The organism is Donghicola sp. XS_ASV15 (assembly GCF_041224595.1).
Classification (GTDB): domain Bacteria; phylum Pseudomonadota; class Alphaproteobacteria; order Rhodobacterales; family Rhodobacteraceae; genus Donghicola.
This window is the reverse complement of sequence record NZ_JBGFGN010000081.1, coordinates 1-16,549: the sequence shown is the minus strand read 5'-3', so window position 1 is coordinate 16,549 and position 16,549 is coordinate 1. Positions and strand designations below refer to the sequence as shown.

General features: G+C 60.0%; 15 protein-coding genes, 1 tRNA gene and 1 pseudogene. 4 read left to right on the top strand and 13 right to left on the bottom strand.

The genetic code is table 11. The features are described from left to right. Window positions 1-115: 115 nt before the first annotated feature. The 4 genes from AB9K37_RS02345 to ychF form a co-directional block, all read right to left on the bottom strand. Window positions 116-883, bottom strand: coding sequence for a DUF6538 domain-containing protein (locus tag AB9K37_RS02345; RefSeq protein ID WP_369835367.1), 768 nt, complete (start codon window positions 881-883; stop codon window positions 116-118). Between the two features lie 143 nt (window positions 884-1,026). Further along, a tRNA-Ser gene (locus AB9K37_RS02340) sits at window positions 1,027-1,116 on the bottom strand. A 94-nt stretch (window positions 1,117-1,210) separates the two neighbouring features. Then, window positions 1,211-2,722 (bottom strand): calcium-binding protein, encoded by a 1,512-nt coding sequence (locus AB9K37_RS02335; protein WP_369835366.1) that lies wholly within the window; start codon window positions 2,720-2,722, stop codon window positions 1,211-1,213. Between the two features lie 168 nt (window positions 2,723-2,890). Then, the gene (gene ychF / locus AB9K37_RS02330) at window positions 2,891-3,988 is read right to left on the bottom strand and encodes a redox-regulated ATPase YchF (protein ID WP_369835368.1); all 1,098 of its coding nucleotides are present in this window, start codon (window positions 3,986-3,988) and stop codon (window positions 2,891-2,893) included. Between the two features lie 295 nt (window positions 3,989-4,283). On the opposite strand from ychF, the gene AB9K37_RS02325 reads away from it, so the two are divergent. After that, the gene (locus AB9K37_RS02325; RefSeq protein WP_369835365.1) at window positions 4,284-4,946 is read left to right on the top strand and encodes a hypothetical protein; all 663 of its coding nucleotides are present in this window, start codon (window positions 4,284-4,286) and stop codon (window positions 4,944-4,946) included. Window positions 4,947-4,968: 22 nt separating this feature from the next. On the opposite strand, the gene AB9K37_RS02320 is transcribed toward AB9K37_RS02325, so the two are convergent. Beyond that, window positions 4,969-5,283, bottom strand: a complete 315-nt coding sequence (locus tag AB9K37_RS02320) for a DUF1272 domain-containing protein (protein WP_369835364.1) — start codon at window positions 5,281-5,283, stop codon at window positions 4,969-4,971. A gap of 186 nt (window positions 5,284-5,469) precedes the next feature. Here AB9K37_RS02320 and trpA point away from each other — a divergent pair, with 186 nt between their 5' ends. From trpA to AB9K37_RS02305, 3 genes are all read left to right on the top strand, one after another. Beyond that, window positions 5,470-6,261 (top strand): tryptophan synthase subunit alpha, encoded by a 792-nt coding sequence (gene trpA, locus AB9K37_RS02315; RefSeq protein ID WP_369835363.1) that lies wholly within the window; start codon window positions 5,470-5,472, stop codon window positions 6,259-6,261. Between the two features lie 144 nt (window positions 6,262-6,405). After that, the gene (locus tag AB9K37_RS02310; protein ID WP_369835362.1) at window positions 6,406-6,894 is read left to right on the top strand and encodes a cupin domain-containing protein; all 489 of its coding nucleotides are present in this window, start codon (window positions 6,406-6,408) and stop codon (window positions 6,892-6,894) included. A gap of 57 nt (window positions 6,895-6,951) precedes the next feature. Further along, complete coding sequence (locus AB9K37_RS02305; RefSeq protein ID WP_369835361.1) at window positions 6,952-8,121, top strand: L-lactate dehydrogenase; 1,170 nt, start codon at window positions 6,952-6,954, stop codon at window positions 8,119-8,121. 101 nt (window positions 8,122-8,222) lie between these two features. Here AB9K37_RS02305 and arsB read toward each other — a convergent pair whose 3' ends face one another. From arsB to AB9K37_RS02265, 8 genes and pseudogenes are all read right to left on the bottom strand, one after another. Next, window positions 8,223-9,236: an ACR3 family arsenite efflux transporter gene (gene arsB, locus AB9K37_RS02300; protein WP_369835360.1), complete on the bottom strand. Its 1,014-nt coding sequence runs from the start codon at window positions 9,234-9,236 to the stop codon at window positions 8,223-8,225. A gap of 102 nt (window positions 9,237-9,338) precedes the next feature. Next, window positions 9,339-9,851, bottom strand: a pseudogene (locus tag AB9K37_RS02295) (arsenate reductase ArsC); the annotation flags it as partial. A 224-nt stretch (window positions 9,852-10,075) separates the two neighbouring features. Continuing rightward, window positions 10,076-10,732, bottom strand: a complete 657-nt coding sequence (locus AB9K37_RS02290) for a glutathione S-transferase family protein (protein ID WP_369835359.1) — start codon at window positions 10,730-10,732, stop codon at window positions 10,076-10,078. Next, on the bottom strand, window positions 10,729-12,681 hold the full coding sequence (locus AB9K37_RS02285) for a biotin carboxylase N-terminal domain-containing protein (RefSeq protein WP_369835358.1): 1,953 nt from the start codon (window positions 12,679-12,681) through the stop codon (window positions 10,729-10,731). The genes AB9K37_RS02290 and AB9K37_RS02285 overlap by 4 nt, the downstream gene beginning before the upstream one ends. Before the next feature lie 94 nt (window positions 12,682-12,775). Beyond that, window positions 12,776-14,383, bottom strand: a complete 1,608-nt coding sequence (locus tag AB9K37_RS02280; RefSeq protein ID WP_369835357.1) for a carboxyl transferase domain-containing protein — start codon at window positions 14,381-14,383, stop codon at window positions 12,776-12,778. A gap of 66 nt (window positions 14,384-14,449) precedes the next feature. Continuing rightward, window positions 14,450-14,944: a lysozyme inhibitor LprI family protein gene (locus AB9K37_RS02275; protein ID WP_369835356.1), complete on the bottom strand. Its 495-nt coding sequence runs from the start codon at window positions 14,942-14,944 to the stop codon at window positions 14,450-14,452. Then, window positions 14,941-15,264, bottom strand: a complete 324-nt coding sequence (locus tag AB9K37_RS02270; protein WP_369835355.1) for a hypothetical protein — start codon at window positions 15,262-15,264, stop codon at window positions 14,941-14,943. Before AB9K37_RS02270 ends, AB9K37_RS02275 begins: the two co-directional genes overlap by 4 nt. Next, entirely contained in the window at window positions 15,261-16,424 is a 1,164-nt protein-coding gene (locus tag AB9K37_RS02265) for an isovaleryl-CoA dehydrogenase (RefSeq protein WP_369835354.1), read from the bottom strand. The genes AB9K37_RS02270 and AB9K37_RS02265 overlap by 4 nt, the downstream gene beginning before the upstream one ends. Window positions 16,425-16,549 lie beyond the last annotated feature (125 nt).

Sequence of the window (16,549 nt, the reverse complement as noted above, 5' to 3'; positions counted from 1 at the left end):
CAAACCGCCAGCCGCTACATGATGGTCGAGGCATTCGCTCAGATCGACAACGAGGAGACAGACCCAATTCTCAGCATAAAAGCCGCCTGATCATGACCTCAGGCCACCCGACAAATTACACCACCTTGACGGACGTGACCTTCGGTGGCCGCTCCTTGGGCTCCGTTTCCGGCAGGCTGATCTTCTCATTCGGAAGGACAATCTGGAGCCGTTTCTTGGAGTTCACTGTCTTCAAGACCGACCGCAGGTGGATGAAGTCCTTGTTCGCGGTCTGCCCCGTCACGCCCTCGTCTAGAATTCGGACCTCCCACCAGTCACGGAAATCGAACATGTCGTCCTGAGTGATCTCGTCGATGGGCTTGTCGCCGCAGACCAGAATGAAGTTCTTTACGGCTTTCTTGCGCGGGTTTATCCAGCGCCGCACCTGATCCGGGCTCTTATTCTGGATATCGAGCTTGGTGAGGTCCCAATACATCTCCAGCGCCTTCGACACCTTGATCTTGGGCCGTTCCACGCCGCCCAGCACCGCATTCGCCTGCACATTGGTGTTCGCCACGCCCGCTTCGATCGCCTCTACCCGCGCGAGGAGATCTTTAATGGGGAGTTCTGCAACCTGAGCGCTGCCCATGTATTCAAAGCCGCTGGCCACCGCCAGCTTCTGGGCTTGCTCGAACTTTTTAACAGAGTCGCCGGTCTGGCCAGCCAGCGCGTCTTCCCACGCTTTCACGAGCCGCTCCCAGACCATGGGAGCTTTCGCATTGGCCATCGTCTCGGAGTCTGTCTTGAGGCTGACATATACCGACGTCCGGTCCTCGACGCTCTTGAATCTGACGGGAACACGCCGCCGCAAATGATACACACCACCGCGTTTGACGACCGACATTCCCCGCCCTCCACACCAGTTCTGTGATGCGGATTGTGTGGCAAAATGTGTGGCAAAACAAGGTTAGCAGCGGACCGAAGAAGCGGGTACGCCAAGCAAGTACTTGATATGTAGAGCGAAATAAATTTTGAAGCCATTCTAAATGGCGGAGACGAAGGGATTCGAACCCTCGAGACGATTCCTCGCCTACTCCCTTAGCAGGGGAGCGCCTTCGACCACTCGGCCACGTCTCCGCCGATGGGTCTACATTTCTCGGGGGGCAGGCACAAGAGCAGATTGACGCTTTGGTGACAGTTTTTTCCGTCGCCAAAGCGCCGCAACCTGTTGTCAGGTAAAGATCAAGTCGGACTCTTCAATGAAGACGCCCGTTCCGACGAGTTCGATGGTCAAATCCCCCACAACCATATGAACAATCTCCGAGAATTCCGGTTCGGGGGCACCTTCGGCCCAATCGATCACTGCGGTTGCAAAGGTAACGGAATCTTCGAATTCAGCCATGCCCTCGAGAACGATGGTATCGGTGCCAGATACGAAATCGAGGATCAACGCGCCTTCGTCCGTATTCTCGAAGACAAACTGATCCGCGCCGTTGCCACCTGTCAGCGTATCAGCGCCCGGTCCCGCAAGGATCGTATCCCGTCCACCGCCGCCATAAATTTCGTCATCGCCAGCACCGCCCTCAATCGCATCATCACCGCGACCGCCGCGGATGGTATCCGCGCCAGCGCCGCCGGTCATCGTATCGTTGCCATTCCGACCATGCATCTGGTCCGAACCTGCGCCGCCATCAAGCAAATCACCAATGTTGCGTGAAACAAGTCTGTCGTTTCCTACTCCGCCATACAGTTCTGTGGTGGGTTCATAGTCCGAGTAGCCATAGTAGTAATCATAGCTCCACGCAGCATAGAGTTCGTCATTTCCGGCCCCTCCATCGAGTATCGTGGAAATTCCACCATCACCCCAGAGGATGTCATCACCATCTTCGCCGTAGAGTTCAGAGATGCTGGAATAATACCATCCGCCCACCATGTAGTCGTTTCCATCCCCGCCATACAGGAGATCATATCCGTCACCAGCATAAAGGGAATCAGCCCCTGCGCCGCCATCAAGTATGTCGTCCTGAGCTCCACCATAGAGGTAATCCTCGCCCGCACCTCCCGTCAGGGTATCGTTTCCCATGCCTCCTTCAAGGTCGTCATTTCCAGCCCCCCCCATGAGGGTATCGTTTCCCTTGCCTCCTGTAAGGTCGTCGCTTCCAGAACCCCCAACCAAGGAATCGGCACCTGCTCGACCATAGAGTTGATCGTCGCCCTGCCCACCGTAGATGCTATCTGCGCCGCGTTTGGCCTTGACGACGTCATCGCCCCCATAGCCGTAGAACAGATCATCGCCGTCAGATCCGATCATGCCGTCATCACTATCAAAGAGGACAGCGGACATGTCTTCTGCTCCCACCTCGAGGTAAGTTGCGACGAGATCGTCAAAACTAAGGTCAGACTCGTCGAAGGTCACAATCCAGCGTTCGTCGGTCGTGCTGTCGTTAAATGTCAGTGCCGTGACCCGGGAATCGAACCAGTAGGTCGCGCTACCGGTAGCGTCCAAATAGTTCCCGAGGATCGAGTATTGTTCTGTTCCTTCAGTGAAAGAAACGCGATCCTGGAAGTTCAAATCGGCGTAGCTATTGCTAGGCGACCAATAGTAAGGCTTCAAACCTAAAACCCTAACACCTTCGATAATACCGTTTTCACCCAAAAATGTCTCGGAAGCACCATCCAGAAATGTCCAATCAATTTCGTTCGAGACGCCTTCGCCCCGACTAAAATCCCAATTTTTTTGCATAAAAATCTCCAACAAAATGATCCTCGGACCAAGAATCGACTTGGCCGTTCAATGTTGTGGAGTGTTGCGCCGAACTATCCAAAAGATAAGTATGGAATTCAGCCCAGGCAGAGAAAAAGCGCCTCCCGAGAAACCGAAGGCGCTTTGCCATTCTCAGAATGAGGTGATTTAGGCGTTAAACAGGAAGTGTAGAACGTCGCCGTCTTTGACTTCGTAGGTCTTGCCTTCGACCCGCATCTTGCCCGCCTCTTTGGCGCCGGTTTCGCCATTGCCCGCGACGTAGTCGTCATAAGCGATGGTTTCTGCACGGATGAAGCCACGCTCGAAATCGCCGTGGATGACCCCAGCGGCCTGCGGGGCCAACATGCCCTTGCGGATAGTCCAGGCGCGGGCCTCTTTGGGGCCGACGGTGAAATAAGTCTGTAGGCCCAGCAGGTCGTAGCCCGCACGGATCAAACGGTCCAAACCGGGCTCTTCGAGGCCCATCTCGCCTAGGAACATCTCGGCTTCGTCTTTGTCGAGCTGGCTGATCTCTTCTTCGATCTGCGCGCTGATGATGACAGTGCTCGCGCCCTGCTCGGCCGCCATTGCCTCGACCTTGGCGCTAAATTCGTTGCCGGTTCCAGCAGAGCCTTCGTCCACGTTGCACACGTACAGGATCGGTTTCGACGTCAGCAGCTGGAGCATTTTCCAAGCTTTCTGATCATCTTCGTCCACCTCGACCGTGCGGGCGGGCTTGCCGTTCTCCAGCGCTTCGCTCGCCATTTTCAGCAGGCGCTCTTGGGCCACGGCCTCTTTGTCGCCGCCGCGGATTTTGCGGGTCAGGTTGGCCAGACGCTTTTCGATGCTTTCCATGTCGGCCAGCATGAGTTCTGTCTCGATCACTTCGGCATCCGCAATCGGGTCAACGCGGCCATCTACGTGGGTGATGTCGTCATCTTCGAAGCAGCGCAGAACCTGTGCGATTGCGTCGGTCTCACGGATGTTGGCCAGAAACTGGTTGCCCAGACCTTCGCCCTGCGACGCGCCTTTGACCAGACCCGCGATGTCCACAAAGGTCATGCGCGCGGGAATGATCTCTTTCGAGCCTGCGATGCTGGCCAGTTTGTCCAGACGTGCGTCGGGCACGGCCACTTCGCCCACGTTGGGCTCGATGGTGCAGAACGGAAAGTTTGCAGCCTGCGCAGCCGCGGTCTTGGTCAGTGCGTTGAACAGAGTGGACTTACCGACATTCGGCAGACCCACAATCCCCATCTTAAAGCCCATAATGCGGCGCTCCTTGTGCTTGATCGGGGGCATCTAGGGTCTGTTGGGGGGCTGGGTCAAGGGCGACCGTCCGCAAAGCCCCGCTTCGCGCGAAACTCCCGATCAACGAACCCGGCAGCCGGTGCCGCCGCACTCAAGGCAGTCGATCTAACCGCTGCTGTGCAGCATTCACCGTTGCCGCCCCTTGAATGTAAGGCGAAACCGCAATGACTTTGCCTCTCGGCCCTTGTAACATTGGCTATATTCAACCTGCCGGTCATCGGTCCCTTATTTACAAAAATTATACAGAGCAGTCATGGAAAGCACCCTCATCCACCTGTGCAACGGGTTCATCAAAGAAGAGTATTTCAGCCTCCTTGGCACCATCTCGCGGATTGACGACCGTCTTTTGTTAGTTTCGCTATGGTCTATCACGGGTGGTTTGGCCCTCATCGCGCTTGCCTTTTACTTCCGCGCGCGCTCCATCTTGTTGGTTGCGATTGTGGCCAGTCTGGGTTTCTGGATCATGCAAGGCTCCTTGACCATCCAGCAGGCCCAGTACGAACCAAGGATGCGTCAAATCGAGAGCACATGCTTCGAAACCGCCAAAGGACCGGGGATCACATGGGGTCTGGCTGCGGCTTCGGAACTCGAGGATGCGCCGGATCAGTCGATTGTGGGCACGCCCTTCTCGGATCGTATCGCGCCCCAGACCACGATGGTCTCGCCTTACATCCCCGTCGAACTTGGTCCGCTGGCGACCGCACTGACGGACGAAGCGATTGCCCTGCCCCACCTTTTGCAAATCGCGCTGGCGCTGCTTGGCCTGCTGTTTATGCGCCGTGCAAAAATGCGCGAGCCTGATCCCGCGCCTGTGGTGAACGTGACTGTGCCCACTCCGGCCGCACCGCCAGAGGCCAAGCCCGCTCTCCCGGCCAAGGTCCCCGCGAAACCCAAAAGCAACCCGCAGGCCGCCTAAGACGGCCCGCACTCTGGCATCCCTACCGCTCTTCGGGCGGGATGCCGGACAGCATTTTGCTAAAACTCTCGACCTCTTCGGGTGTCCACTGGGACGTCACGCGCGCTGTGCTGGCAGGATGGTATCCCAGTCCCAGCTTCTTTTGCGGTCGGTGATTGGTTTTGGGCCGGATCGGACGCGGCACCAGACCGCCCCCGCAGGTCGCACAGACATTATGCAGCACCTCTTCGACACATGTCGCGCAGTAGGTGCATTCATAGCTGCAGATCCGCGCGTCCAGACTATCGGGCGGCAGATCACAGCCGCACCATTCGCAATTCGGGCGCAATTCCAACATCATAATCTCCTTGAACCAATAGAGTCAGATCAGCGCCGCACCCGCACCAAGTCAATCTGGAAGTGCGCGCCCCTGCCCGTCTGGCCGCCAAACTGCCACCGACAGCCCGCAATCAGGGCGTAGATGCTTGACCTTGCCCCCTGATCCGCGCAACACCTTCCCGAACCATTTACGGACGGGAAGAACATGACTCGGATCGACGCCAAATTTGCCGCACTCAAAGAGCAGAACAAAAAGGGCTTTGTTGCCTACATCATGGGTGGCGATCCCGATTACGACAAATCCCTTGCCGTGATGAAGGCTCTGCCCGCAGCCGGTGTGGACGTGATCGAACTGGGTGTGCCCTTTACCGATCCCATGGCCGACGGCCCAACCATCCAGCTGGCCGGTCAGCGCGCCCTTGCGGGCGGCATGACGCTGGAAAAGACCCTGCAGATGGCCCGCGACTTCCGCGCCGAAGACACGACGACGCCGATCGTTCTGATGGGCTACTACAACCCTATCTATAACCGCGGCGTGGACAAGTTTCTGGATGACGCGGTCGAGGCTGGCATCGACGGTCTGATCATCGTCGACCTGCCCCCCGAAGAGGATGACGAGCTCTGCATTCCCGCGCAGGCCAAAGGCATCAACTTCATCCGCCTCGCGACCCCGACCACCGATGACAAGCGCCTACTCAAGGTTCTGCAGAACACCAGCGGCTTTGTGTACTATGTCTCGATCACCGGCATCACAGGCGCGGCCGAAGCAAACGCGACCACCGTCGCCCCCGAAGTCGCGCGCATCAAATCGCAAACCGACCTGCCGATCATCGTCGGCTTCGGCGTCAAATCCCCCGAGACCGCGAAATCCATCGCGGGCATCGCGGACGGCACCGTGGTCGGCTCGGCCATCGTGAACCAGATCGCCGAGGGCAAATCGGTCGAAGACATCGCCGCCTTCGTCAAATCGCTGGCTGACGGCGCCCACGCGGCCTGATCCCAGCCAATATCGCATTTCCAAAGGGCCCCTCGCGGGCCCTTTTTCGTGCTCTGAAACATCCCCTCACGCCTTTATAATTAGGCGGATCAGCCCGGCCCTCGTACCATCAGCCCATAGCATTGATGTATTCCGAGAGAGCCGATGACCGACGAACCCTACATTGTCCGCGCCGACGAGATTGCCCAGATGGAAGGGCTGCACAAAGCCCACTTCCTGAACCCCAACGCCCAGCGCGTGAACAAGAGCCTAGGCGATCTGACGGGCCTAACCGGCCTCGGCTTTCACATCATCGAGGTCGCACCCGGCTGCGACACCACCGAATTCCATGTCCACCACCACGAGGACGAATGCGTCTACGTGTTGGAGGGCACCGCCACCGCCCATATAGGCGAGGCCTCGCTCCCCATCGGCCCCGGCGACTTTATCGGCTATCGCGCAGGCGGCCTGCCCCACGGGATCACCAACACCGGCGAGACAACCCTGCGCCTGATCGTTGTCGGCCAACGCCTGCCCCACGACGTCGGCGACTACCCTCACCAAAGAAAACGCATCTTCCGCAACACGGGCCTGCCGTGGACCGTGGTGGATCACGACCACCTCACAGAACCCAAAGCAGGCGCCAAGAAATAGCCTTGCCGCGAACCGCTCCAATTGGTAAAACTTCCATACCAATTGGAGCGATTTGTAATGCCTGTCATCACGTGCATCGACGATTTAAAGAAAATCCACGAACGCCGCGCCCCGCGGATGTTTTTTGATTACTGCGAAAGCGGCAGCTGGACCGAACAGACCTTCCGCGAGAACGTCACCGATTACGACAAGATCCGCCTACGCCAGCGCGTCGCCGTGGACATGACGGGCCGCAGCCAGAAAACCCAGATCATCGGAACAGACGCCACCATGCCCGTGGCCTTGTCGCCGGTTGGCATGACCGGCATGCAGCACGCCGATGGCGAAATCCTTGCCGCGCGCGCCGCTGGCAAATTCGGCGTGCCCTACACCCTGTCCACCATGTCGATCTGCTCGATCGAGGACGTGGCCGAGAACACGGAAAAACCCTTCTGGTTCCAGCTCTACACCATGAAGGACATGGACTATACCAAGCGACTGATCGAACGGGCCAAAGCCGCAAAATGCTCGGCCCTCGTCATCACGCTCGACCTGCAAATCCTTGGCCAGCGTCACAAAGACCTGAAAAACGGCCTGTCCGCTCCGCCGAAACTCACCCCCAAATCCATCGCGAACCTCGCCACCAAATGGGCGTGGGGCCTCGAGATGCTGCAAACCAAGCGCCGCGTCTTTGGCAACATCGTCGGCCACGCCAAAGGGGTTACTGACACCTCCTCCCTGTCCTCGTGGACGGCAGAGCAGTTTGACCCCGCCCTCGACTGGGGCAAGGTCGCCAAGCTGATGGAAATGTGGGGCGGCAAAGTCATCCTCAAGGGCATTCTGGATGTCGAGGACGCCAAGCGCGCCGCCGAACTGGAGCCCGATGCCATCGTCGTATCGAACCACGGCGGCCGACAGCTGGACGGTGCCCTCAGTTCAATCCGCATGCTGCGCCCCATCGTGGACGCGGTCGGCCACAAAACCGACGTGCATATCGACAGCGGCATCCGCTCGGGTCAGGACGTGCTCAAAGCCCTCGCCATGGGCGCCAAAGCGGCCCACATCGGCCGCGCCTACATCTACGGCCTTGGTGCCATGGGTGAAGCGGGCGTCAGAACCGCGCTCGAAGTCATCCAAAAGGAACTGGACACCTCGATGGCGCTCTGCGGCCGCCAGACCATCGACCAGATCGATCCCTCGATCACCCTCATCCCCGAGGATTTCGAAGGCCGCTGGCACACCACCTAGAAGCAAAAGCGCGCCCCAAAATACGGACGCGCCCATCGCTTCTTTTTGCCCAAAATACTCATATCACGCCGCCCACCAGCGGCGTGACTCATTTCTAGCGCTCATCCGCGCCCAAACGCCCCCTGCGTCCGGTTCGCAAAGGCCACAAGCGACAGCATCACCGGCACCTCGACCAGCACGCCCACCACGGTCGCCAAGGCCGCGCCGCTGTTCAGCCCGAACAAACTGATCGCCACAGCCACCGCCAGCTCAAAGAAATTGGACGTCCCGATCAACGCACAGGGTGCAGCAATCTTGTGTGGCACCTTCAACGCATAGGCGGCCCCATAGGCCAGCGCAAACATCCCGTAGCTCTGAATGAGGATCGGCACCGCAATCAGCGCGATCACCGCCGGTCGGGCCAAGATCACCTCGCCCTGCAGACCAAACAAGATCACCACCGTCGCGATCAGCCCGATCATCGAAAGGGGCTTCACCCGCGCTGAAAACGCCTCAATCGCGGTATCGGATGCCAGAACCTTGCGCGTGATCATCCCTGCCACCAACGGCAAAACCACGTACAGAACCGTCGCCAGCACCAGGGTCTCCCACGGGACGACAATCTCGGTCACCCCCAGCAAGAACGCCACAATCGGCGCAAACGCCACAACCATGATCAAGTCATTCACCGACACTTGCACCAGCGTATAGGTCGCGTCCCCGCGCGTCAGCTGCGACCAGACAAAGACCATTGCGGTGCACGGCGCTGCCCCCAGCAGGATCAAGCCCGCCGTGTACTGCGCCGCATCCTCGGGCGAAATCAGGGGCGCAAAGACGACCTCAAAGAACAGAACGGCCAGCAACGCCATGGTAAACGGCTTGATCAGCCAATTGACCGCTAGGGTCACCAACAGCCCCTTGGGCTGCCGCGCCACCCCCGCCACAGCGCCGAAATCCACGTTGACCATCATCGGATAGACCATGGCCCAGATCAGCACCGCGACCACCAGGTTGATCGAGGCCACCTCGGCCCCCGCCAGCATCTGCACCAGTCCCGGTGCCATCACTCCGATCGCAATCCCAGCCACCATGGCCAGCGCGACCCAGACCGTCAACAATCGCTCGAAAACACCCATAGCCTGCCCCTTTGACTTGTTGTGGCGAACCACGCCACACGAAAAAAATGTGCACGGACCAATCGGCCCACGCCCCTGTTCATCACACGCAAGATGTGGGCACTAGGCCAGATCTTCTGCCGCTGTCGCTCCGATCTCGTCCACCGCAGATTGTAGCGCGATACGATCCAGACTTTCGACCGGCAGCGCAACGAATGCCGCAATCCGGTGCTTCAACGCACCATAAGCGTGCTGAAAAGCCAGTGCCTTTTGCGCATCGGTCCCTTGGACTTTGACCGGATCAGGCATTCCCCAATGGCCGCTGATAGGTTGACCTTCCCAAACAGGACATTCCTCAGCCGCGGCCTGATCGCAAACAGTAAACACAAAATCCAGTTGCGGCGCATCGGGGCCCGCGAACTCGGCAAAGTTCTTGGCCCGCAAGACCGACACATCATGGCCCTTGTCCTGCAGCACCTGAACCGCGAACGGGTTCAAGTCAGACGATGGGCGCACCCCCGCGGAATAGGCATTGAACCGATCGCCGCCCAAGCTGCGCAGCAAAGACTCGGCAAAAATAGAGCGCGCCGAATTTCCGACGCAGATGAAGAGAACATTGAACTTGCGGTCTGACATGAGAGTCTTCCTATGCGAGTGGTCGTGCAAACTGGCACGGTTCTGGCAACACATGACGCACAGGTTTGTAACAACACTGCTGACCTGCGCCCGAACCGGCCTCTCTGACGTGCAAGATCGCTCTTCCACGCCACTTATTCCTTATTTCATAAATAACCGAAATAATAACCCGAACGCACGTGAACTTTTCATGACAGTTCGATGACAGAAACGAAGCTCGAGCCTTAGCTCTCCCACGCGGGGTAGAACGGCTCGGCATAGAGCAGGCGCTCCCCCTCGACCGGCAAAGCGGCCTGGAACGCGGGCCGCGCGCTGATCCGATCATACCACGCGGACAAAGCCGGAAACTCGGTCAACCGCGCAAAATGGCGCGACATGTAAATCGCCTGCCCCACGCTGACATCCGCGGCCGAGAACCCGCCGTCCAGCAAGTATGTCCGGCCGTCCAAACGATCCTCCAGCGCGGCATAGCACTTCTTCAGGCGGGCCGCCTCCAGCTTCATGATGATGGGCGACCGCATGCTGTCCTCATAGAGCATTACATGCTGCTGGGTCAGCGCTGCCGAATGCTGGCTCACCGTCTCGGAAAAGTGCACCCAGACCAGCCAGTCACGCCTCTCAGGATGACCCACAGGCCGTCCCATGGCGCTATCAGGATAGCTCTCGCACAGGTACTCGGTGATTGCGCCCGTCTCGAACATGGTGTCGCCGTCGATCTCCAGCGCGGGCACCCGCCCCGCAGGCGACATCGACAGAAAGGCGTCAGACCGCAGGCTCTTGTCGAACCCATGGGTCACGACCTCGAACGGCACCCCCAATTCATTCAACAGCCAGAGCGTCCGCATAGAGCGGGTCTGCGGGCAGTGGTGCAAACGGATCATGCGGCGTCCTCCTCGCTCTCCTCAAGGCGGATCATTGCGACACCGGCCTCGATCTGGTCACCTTCGCAGACCAACACATCTGCCACGACTCCATCGCGGGGGGCGCAAAGCGTGTGCTCCATTTTCATCGCCTCCAGCAGCGCCATGCGCATTCCGGCCGAGACAGGATCCCCTGCCTTGACGAGCACACCAGAGACAACACCGGGCATTGGCGCAACCAAAAGATGTGCCTCATCTGCACCATCAGAGGCACGATTTAGCGGGTCGTCAATTGCAAAATTGTAGGTATGGGATGCGAAGACGGTGACACTCTCCCCCAGTGCCACCGTCTCGCCGATGCGGGCCCCTCCTGCCCGCCAATGACCCTCGCTGTCTCGCTCAAGCGTGACCTGCTCCTCCCCCAGATCTACTGTCACTGCGCGAGGACCATCAATTTTCATGCATACGGTCCACACTTTATCCCCTTGTGTCAACAGCACAAATCGCCGAAGCCCCGACCAAAGTGCGAAGCCGGCATGTGCATCTGCAGCAATTTCGTCAGAAATTGCAGAAATTGTAGCCAACGCAACCACTTCAGGCGATGCTGCAGGTGCAAAATGCAGATCCCCCAGCGACCTGGCAATCAAACCGGTGTCCACGCGCCCCTCTGCAAAATCGCAATGACTTGCCAGCGATTTTAGGAAGTCGAGATTCGTTTCCGTTCCCGCAACCTGAGATTGCATCATGCCCCTGCGTAAACGTGCTAGCGCTATCGCACGGTTGGGTCCGTGGCTGATCAGCTTTGCAATCATGGGATCGTAGTGCGGGCTGATCTCGTCGCCCTCGCGCACGCCACTATCAGCTCGCAACTCCTGTGCAAAACGCAAACGGTCCAAACGTCCCGTCGCGGGCAAGAACCCAGCCGCCACATCTTCGGCATAGAGACGCACTTCAAACGCGTGCCCGTTGATCGACAGATCCTCTTGCCGCAAGGGCAAAGGCTCTCCCATGGCGACCCGCAATTGCCACTCGACCAAGTCCACACCCGTGATCGCCTCGGTCACCGGATGCTCAACCTGAAGGCGCGTGTTCATCTCCATGAACCAGAACCGATCGGGCCGCAGCCCGTCTGACCCATCCACAATGAACTCCACCGTGCCCGCCCCGCGATACCCGATCGCCTCGGCGGCGCGCACAGCAGCAGCGCCCATCGCCTCACGCATCTCGTCCGTCATGCCGGGCGCAGGAGCCTCCTCGATGACCTTCTGATGGCGCCGCTGCAGCGAACAGTCCCGCTCGAACAGATGCACGAACCGCTCACCATCCCCAAAGACCTGCACCTCGATATGCCGCGGGCTGCTCACATACTTCTCGATCAGCACCGCATCATTGCCAAAGGCCGTCCGCGCCTCGGCCCGCGCACTGGCCAGCGCCTCGGCAAACCCTTCGACGCTCTCGACCAAGCGCATCCCCTTACCGCCGCCGCCAGCGACCGCTTTGATCAACACCGGATAGCCGATCCGCGCAGCCTCATCGGCCAACAGCGCGTCCGACTGGTCCGCCCCATGATAGCCGGGCACCACAGGCACCCCCGCCTCGGCCATCAGCGCCTTGGCCGCATCCTTCAGCCCCATCGCCCGAATGGCCCCAGCGGTCGGCCCGACAAAGACCAAACCAGCCGCCTCCACAGCCTCCACAAACTCGGCATTCTCGGACAGGAACCCATAACCGGGATGGATCGCCCCCGCGCCAGCCTCCAAGGCCGCCGCGATAATGCGATCCCCGCGCAAATAGCTGTCCGCGGGCGCATTCCCCCCGATCCACACGGCCTGATCCGCCATGGCCACATGGGCCGCATCCCGATCCGCATCGGAATAAACCGCCACCACGCGCAAGCCCATTGCCCGCGCTGTCCGCGCCACACGGCAGGCAATCTCTCCACGGTTCGCAATCAACACGCTGTCAAACATGACCTTCTCCCCTCGGCCGCTGCTCTTTCTTGGCGAAAATACCCCGGGGGAGCGCCAAAGGCGCGGGGGCAGCGCCCCCATCCCCCACCCGCACTCACATGCGGAACACGCCGAATTTTGTCTCTTCAATCGGCGCATTCAGCGCCGCCCGCAGGCTCAGGGACAACACCGCCCGCGTCTTGCGCGGATCAATGATCCCGTCGTCCCACAGCCGCGCCGTGGCGTACAAAGGATGGCTCTGCCGCTCGAACATCTCCAGCGTCGGCTGCTTGAAGGCCGCTTCCTCCTCGGCACTCCACGCTCCGCCAGCCCGCTCGATGGCATCCCGTTTCACCGTCGCCAGAACCCCCGCCGCCTGCGGCCCGCCCATCACCGAAATCCGGCTGTTGGGCCACGTCCACAGGAACCGCGGCTGGTAGGCCCGGCCGGCCATCCCGTAATTCCCCGCGCCAAAGGACCCCCCCACCAGCATCGTGATCTTCGGCACCGAGGTGCTGGCCACCGCCGTGACCATCTTGGCCCCGTGCCGCGCGATCCCTTCGTTCTCGTACTTCCGGCCCACCATGAACCCCGTGATGTTCTGCAAAAACACCAAGGGGATCTTCCGCTGCGAACACAGCTCGATGAAATGAGCGCCCTTCACCGCCGCTTCGGAAAACAGCACCCCGTTGTTGGCGACGATCCCCACAGGGCACCCTTCCACATGGGCAAAACCGGTGACCAAAGTCTCCCCGAACCGCGCCTTAAACTCGTCAAAGCGGCTGCCGTCCACCACCCGCGCGATCACCTCGCGGATGTCATAGGGGGTGCGCAGATCACCGGGCACCACGCCCAGAATTTCGTCCGGATCATAGGCAGGCTCTTCGGCGGATGCCCAATCCACCGATCCCGCAGGCGGGCAGTTCAGGTGCCGCACAGCTTCCCGTGCCAACGCCAAAGCGTGCGCGTCATCCTCGGCCAGATAATCCGCCACACCGGACAGCCGCGTATGCACGTCCCCGCCGCCCAGATCCTCGGCGGTCACGATCTCTCCGGTTGCGGCCTTCACCAAGGGCGGCCCCGCTAGAAAAATCGTGCCCTGCTCTTTGACGATGATGGAAACGTCAGACATCGCAGGCACATAGGCCCCGCCCGCCGTACACGACCCCATCACCACGGCGATCTGCGGGATGCCCTTCGCGCTCATCCGAGCCTGATTATAGAAAATCCGGCCAAAGTGATCGCGGTCGGGAAACACCTCGTCCTGATTGGGCAGGTTCGCGCCGCCGCTATCCACCAGATAGACACAAGGCAGCCTGCATTCCTCGGCGATCTCTTGGGCCCGCAGGTGCTTTTTGACCGTCATCGGGTAATAGGTCCCGCCCTTTACAGTGGCGTCGTTGCAGACAACCATGACATCGCGCCCGTGGACACGACCGATGCCTGCAACGACGCCTGCACAAGGAGCGGCTCCGTCGTACAACCCGTGCGCCGCCATGGCGCCAATCTCTAGAAAGGGTGAGCCCGCATCCAGCAAAGCCCCGACCCGATCGCGCGGCAGCATCTTGCCGCGGCTCAGATGCCGGTCGCGGGCTTTCTCGCCGCCGCCCGCTGCAGCCCAGTCAGCCGCTTCACGCACCTCGGCCAGCATCGCCTCATGGGCGGCCAGATTGGCTTTGTAAGTTTCCGATCCGGTCTGGACCTGACTTCTCAACCGCGCCATCGGCGCTCCTCCCTTGTTGTTTCTGAACAGGCCCGCTCTCCCCTTCGGACCTGCCGCAGTTTGGCGCTACTGGGTGTGCCCCTCGCCCGCCAGATAGAGCGCTTGCTCAGCGGTCAGCCGCATCATGCATCCCGCATGGGCTGGTCCCGCGCCTGTCCCGTTGCTCCACTTGGACACCTCATAGAGGCACGTCCCATCCCGAAACCCGATCCACGCGCGCTGCATATCCCGCAGGGCGCCGGCAACCGAAGGCACCTGCATCCACGCCATCTCCGTATCGACCTGCTTCGATGCCGCCATCACGCGCTGGTATTCACGGTTCAGCACCGCATCCCACCACGCGAACTCCTCGCCGATGCAGGTGTTCATCCCGTAGGTGCTCCACCCGCCCTCGTTCTGTGCCATGCACAGATCGGCCGCGCTGCCCACACAGTCTTGCGATTTCCCCGACACGGCGTTGTCGTAGCACTGCTGAACCAGCGCCTCGTGAAAGACAAACTCTTCGTCCGCACTTGCTTCCGTCGCCACCAAGGCCAATGCGATCATCCATCCGCGTGTCATATGCGTTGCTCCTGCGATACGGGGTCTATGCGTTCAACATACACGAGCTGCCCCCACAGCCCCGCGCCAAAGCGCCACTCGCGCCCCGCAGCGTTCCGGCAAACCACACGCAGCTTGATCCAAGGCGCCTGCCTCGTCTCTGCATGGCAATCCGTCAGCGCCGCGCCCTGCCCAGCCTCTTGCAAATAGGCCGAGGCGTAACGCTCGATCACCTCGGTCTCGGTCAAGGTCGCCGAAATCCAGCCCAGCCGCAGGCCGATCACCGCCACGAGGGCCAGAAAAGCCCCCAGCACTGTGAAAACGACCTGCCTCAAGCTCACTTCATGGTTCCCATCAGTTCGCGCCCGATCAGCATCCGGCGGATTTCACTGGTGCCCGCACCGATCTCCATCAGCTTGGCGTCGCGGAACAGGCGGCTGACCACACTGTCATTCAGGAACCCCGCGCCGCCCATGGCCTGCACGGCCTGATGAGCCTGCTTCATCGCTTCTTCACTGGCATAGAGCACACAGGCCGCCGCATCCTGCCGCGTCACCTGCCCGCGATCACACGCCTTGGCGACCTCGTAGACATAGGCCCGCGCACTGTTCATCGCGGTGTACATGTCTGCGATCTTGGCCTGCATCAGCTGGAAATTCCCGATGGGCTGCCCGAACTGCGTCCGCTCGGCCAGATAGGGCATAATCTCGTCCAGACAGGCCGCCATGATCCCCGTCCCGATCCCCGCCAGAACCACACGTTCATAGTCGAGACCGGACATCAGAACCCGAACGCCCTTGCCCTCTTCGCCAAGGACATTCTCAAAGGGCACTTCCACGTCCTCGAAAATCAGCTCGGCGGTATTGGACCCGCGCATCCCCAGCTTGTCGAAATGCTTGGATGTCGAAAAGCCCTTGAACTCTTTCTCGACGATAAAGGCTGTGATCCCCTTGGACCCCGCCTCGGGATCAGTCTTGGCGTAAACCACCAAAGTATCCGCATCCGGCCCATTGGTGATCCAGTACTTGTTGCCATTCAGCAGGTAATACCCGTTCCGCTTCTCGGCTTTTAGCGTCATCGAGACCACATCGGACCCCGCCCCCGCCTCGGACATGGCAAGAGCACCTACATGCTCCCCACTAATCAGCCGCGACAGGTATTTCTGCTTCTGCTCCTCGGTCCCGTTCAGCTTGATCTGGTTGACGCACAGGTTCGAATGGGCCCCATAGCTCAGCGACACCGACGCGCTCGCCCGCGCAATCTCTTCGACAGCGATGGTATGCGCCAAATAGGACATCCCCGCCCCGCCATATTCCTCGGCCACAGTCACACCAAGCAGTCCAAGCTCCCCCATCTCGCGCCAGAGCTCGTTCGGAAAGGCATTCCCCTGATCCACTTCTGCCGCAATCGGCTTCACCCGCTCCTGCGCCCAACGATGCACCATCTCGCGCAGTGCGTTGACCTCTTCCCCCAGATCAAACGTCATCGAAGACATGAACATTGGCGATTCCTCCCAGATCAACCAAACCCCTTTATTGAACACTTGTTCATAAACAAAATCATGTCAACACCCTGCTTTCTTCCTGGCCCAAATACCCCGGGGGAAGGCCCACAGGGCCGTGGGGG

Excerpts from the sequence above, each read along its gene's own strand:
- AB9K37_RS02345 (WP_369835367.1), bottom strand. The coding sequence starts at position 883 with ATGTCGGTCGTCAAACGCGGTGGTGTGTATCATTTGCGGCGGCGTGTT.
- AB9K37_RS02335 (WP_369835366.1), bottom strand. The coding sequence starts at position 2,722 with ATGCAAAAAAATTGGGATTTTAGTCGGGGCGAAGGCGTCTCGAACGAA.
- ychF (WP_369835368.1), bottom strand. The coding sequence starts at position 3,988 with ATGGGCTTTAAGATGGGGATTGTGGGTCTGCCGAATGTCGGTAAGTCC.
- AB9K37_RS02325 (WP_369835365.1), top strand. The coding sequence starts at position 4,284 with ATGGAAAGCACCCTCATCCACCTGTGCAACGGGTTCATCAAAGAAGAG.
- AB9K37_RS02320 (WP_369835364.1), bottom strand. The coding sequence starts at position 5,283 with ATGTTGGAATTGCGCCCGAATTGCGAATGGTGCGGCTGTGATCTGCCG.
- trpA (WP_369835363.1), top strand. The coding sequence starts at position 5,470 with ATGACTCGGATCGACGCCAAATTTGCCGCACTCAAAGAGCAGAACAAA.
- AB9K37_RS02310 (WP_369835362.1), top strand. The coding sequence starts at position 6,406 with ATGACCGACGAACCCTACATTGTCCGCGCCGACGAGATTGCCCAGATG.
- AB9K37_RS02305 (WP_369835361.1), top strand. The coding sequence starts at position 6,952 with ATGCCTGTCATCACGTGCATCGACGATTTAAAGAAAATCCACGAACGC.
- arsB (WP_369835360.1), bottom strand. The coding sequence starts at position 9,236 with ATGGGTGTTTTCGAGCGATTGTTGACGGTCTGGGTCGCGCTGGCCATG.
- AB9K37_RS02290 (WP_369835359.1), bottom strand. The coding sequence starts at position 10,732 with ATGATCCGTTTGCACCACTGCCCGCAGACCCGCTCTATGCGGACGCTC.
- AB9K37_RS02285 (WP_369835358.1), bottom strand. The coding sequence starts at position 12,681 with ATGTTTGACAGCGTGTTGATTGCGAACCGTGGAGAGATTGCCTGCCGT.
- AB9K37_RS02280 (WP_369835357.1), bottom strand. The coding sequence starts at position 14,383 with ATGGCGCGGTTGAGAAGTCAGGTCCAGACCGGATCGGAAACTTACAAA.
- AB9K37_RS02275 (WP_369835356.1), bottom strand. The coding sequence starts at position 14,944 with ATGACACGCGGATGGATGATCGCATTGGCCTTGGTGGCGACGGAAGCA.
- AB9K37_RS02265 (WP_369835354.1), bottom strand. The coding sequence starts at position 16,424 with ATGTTCATGTCTTCGATGACGTTTGATCTGGGGGAAGAGGTCAACGCA.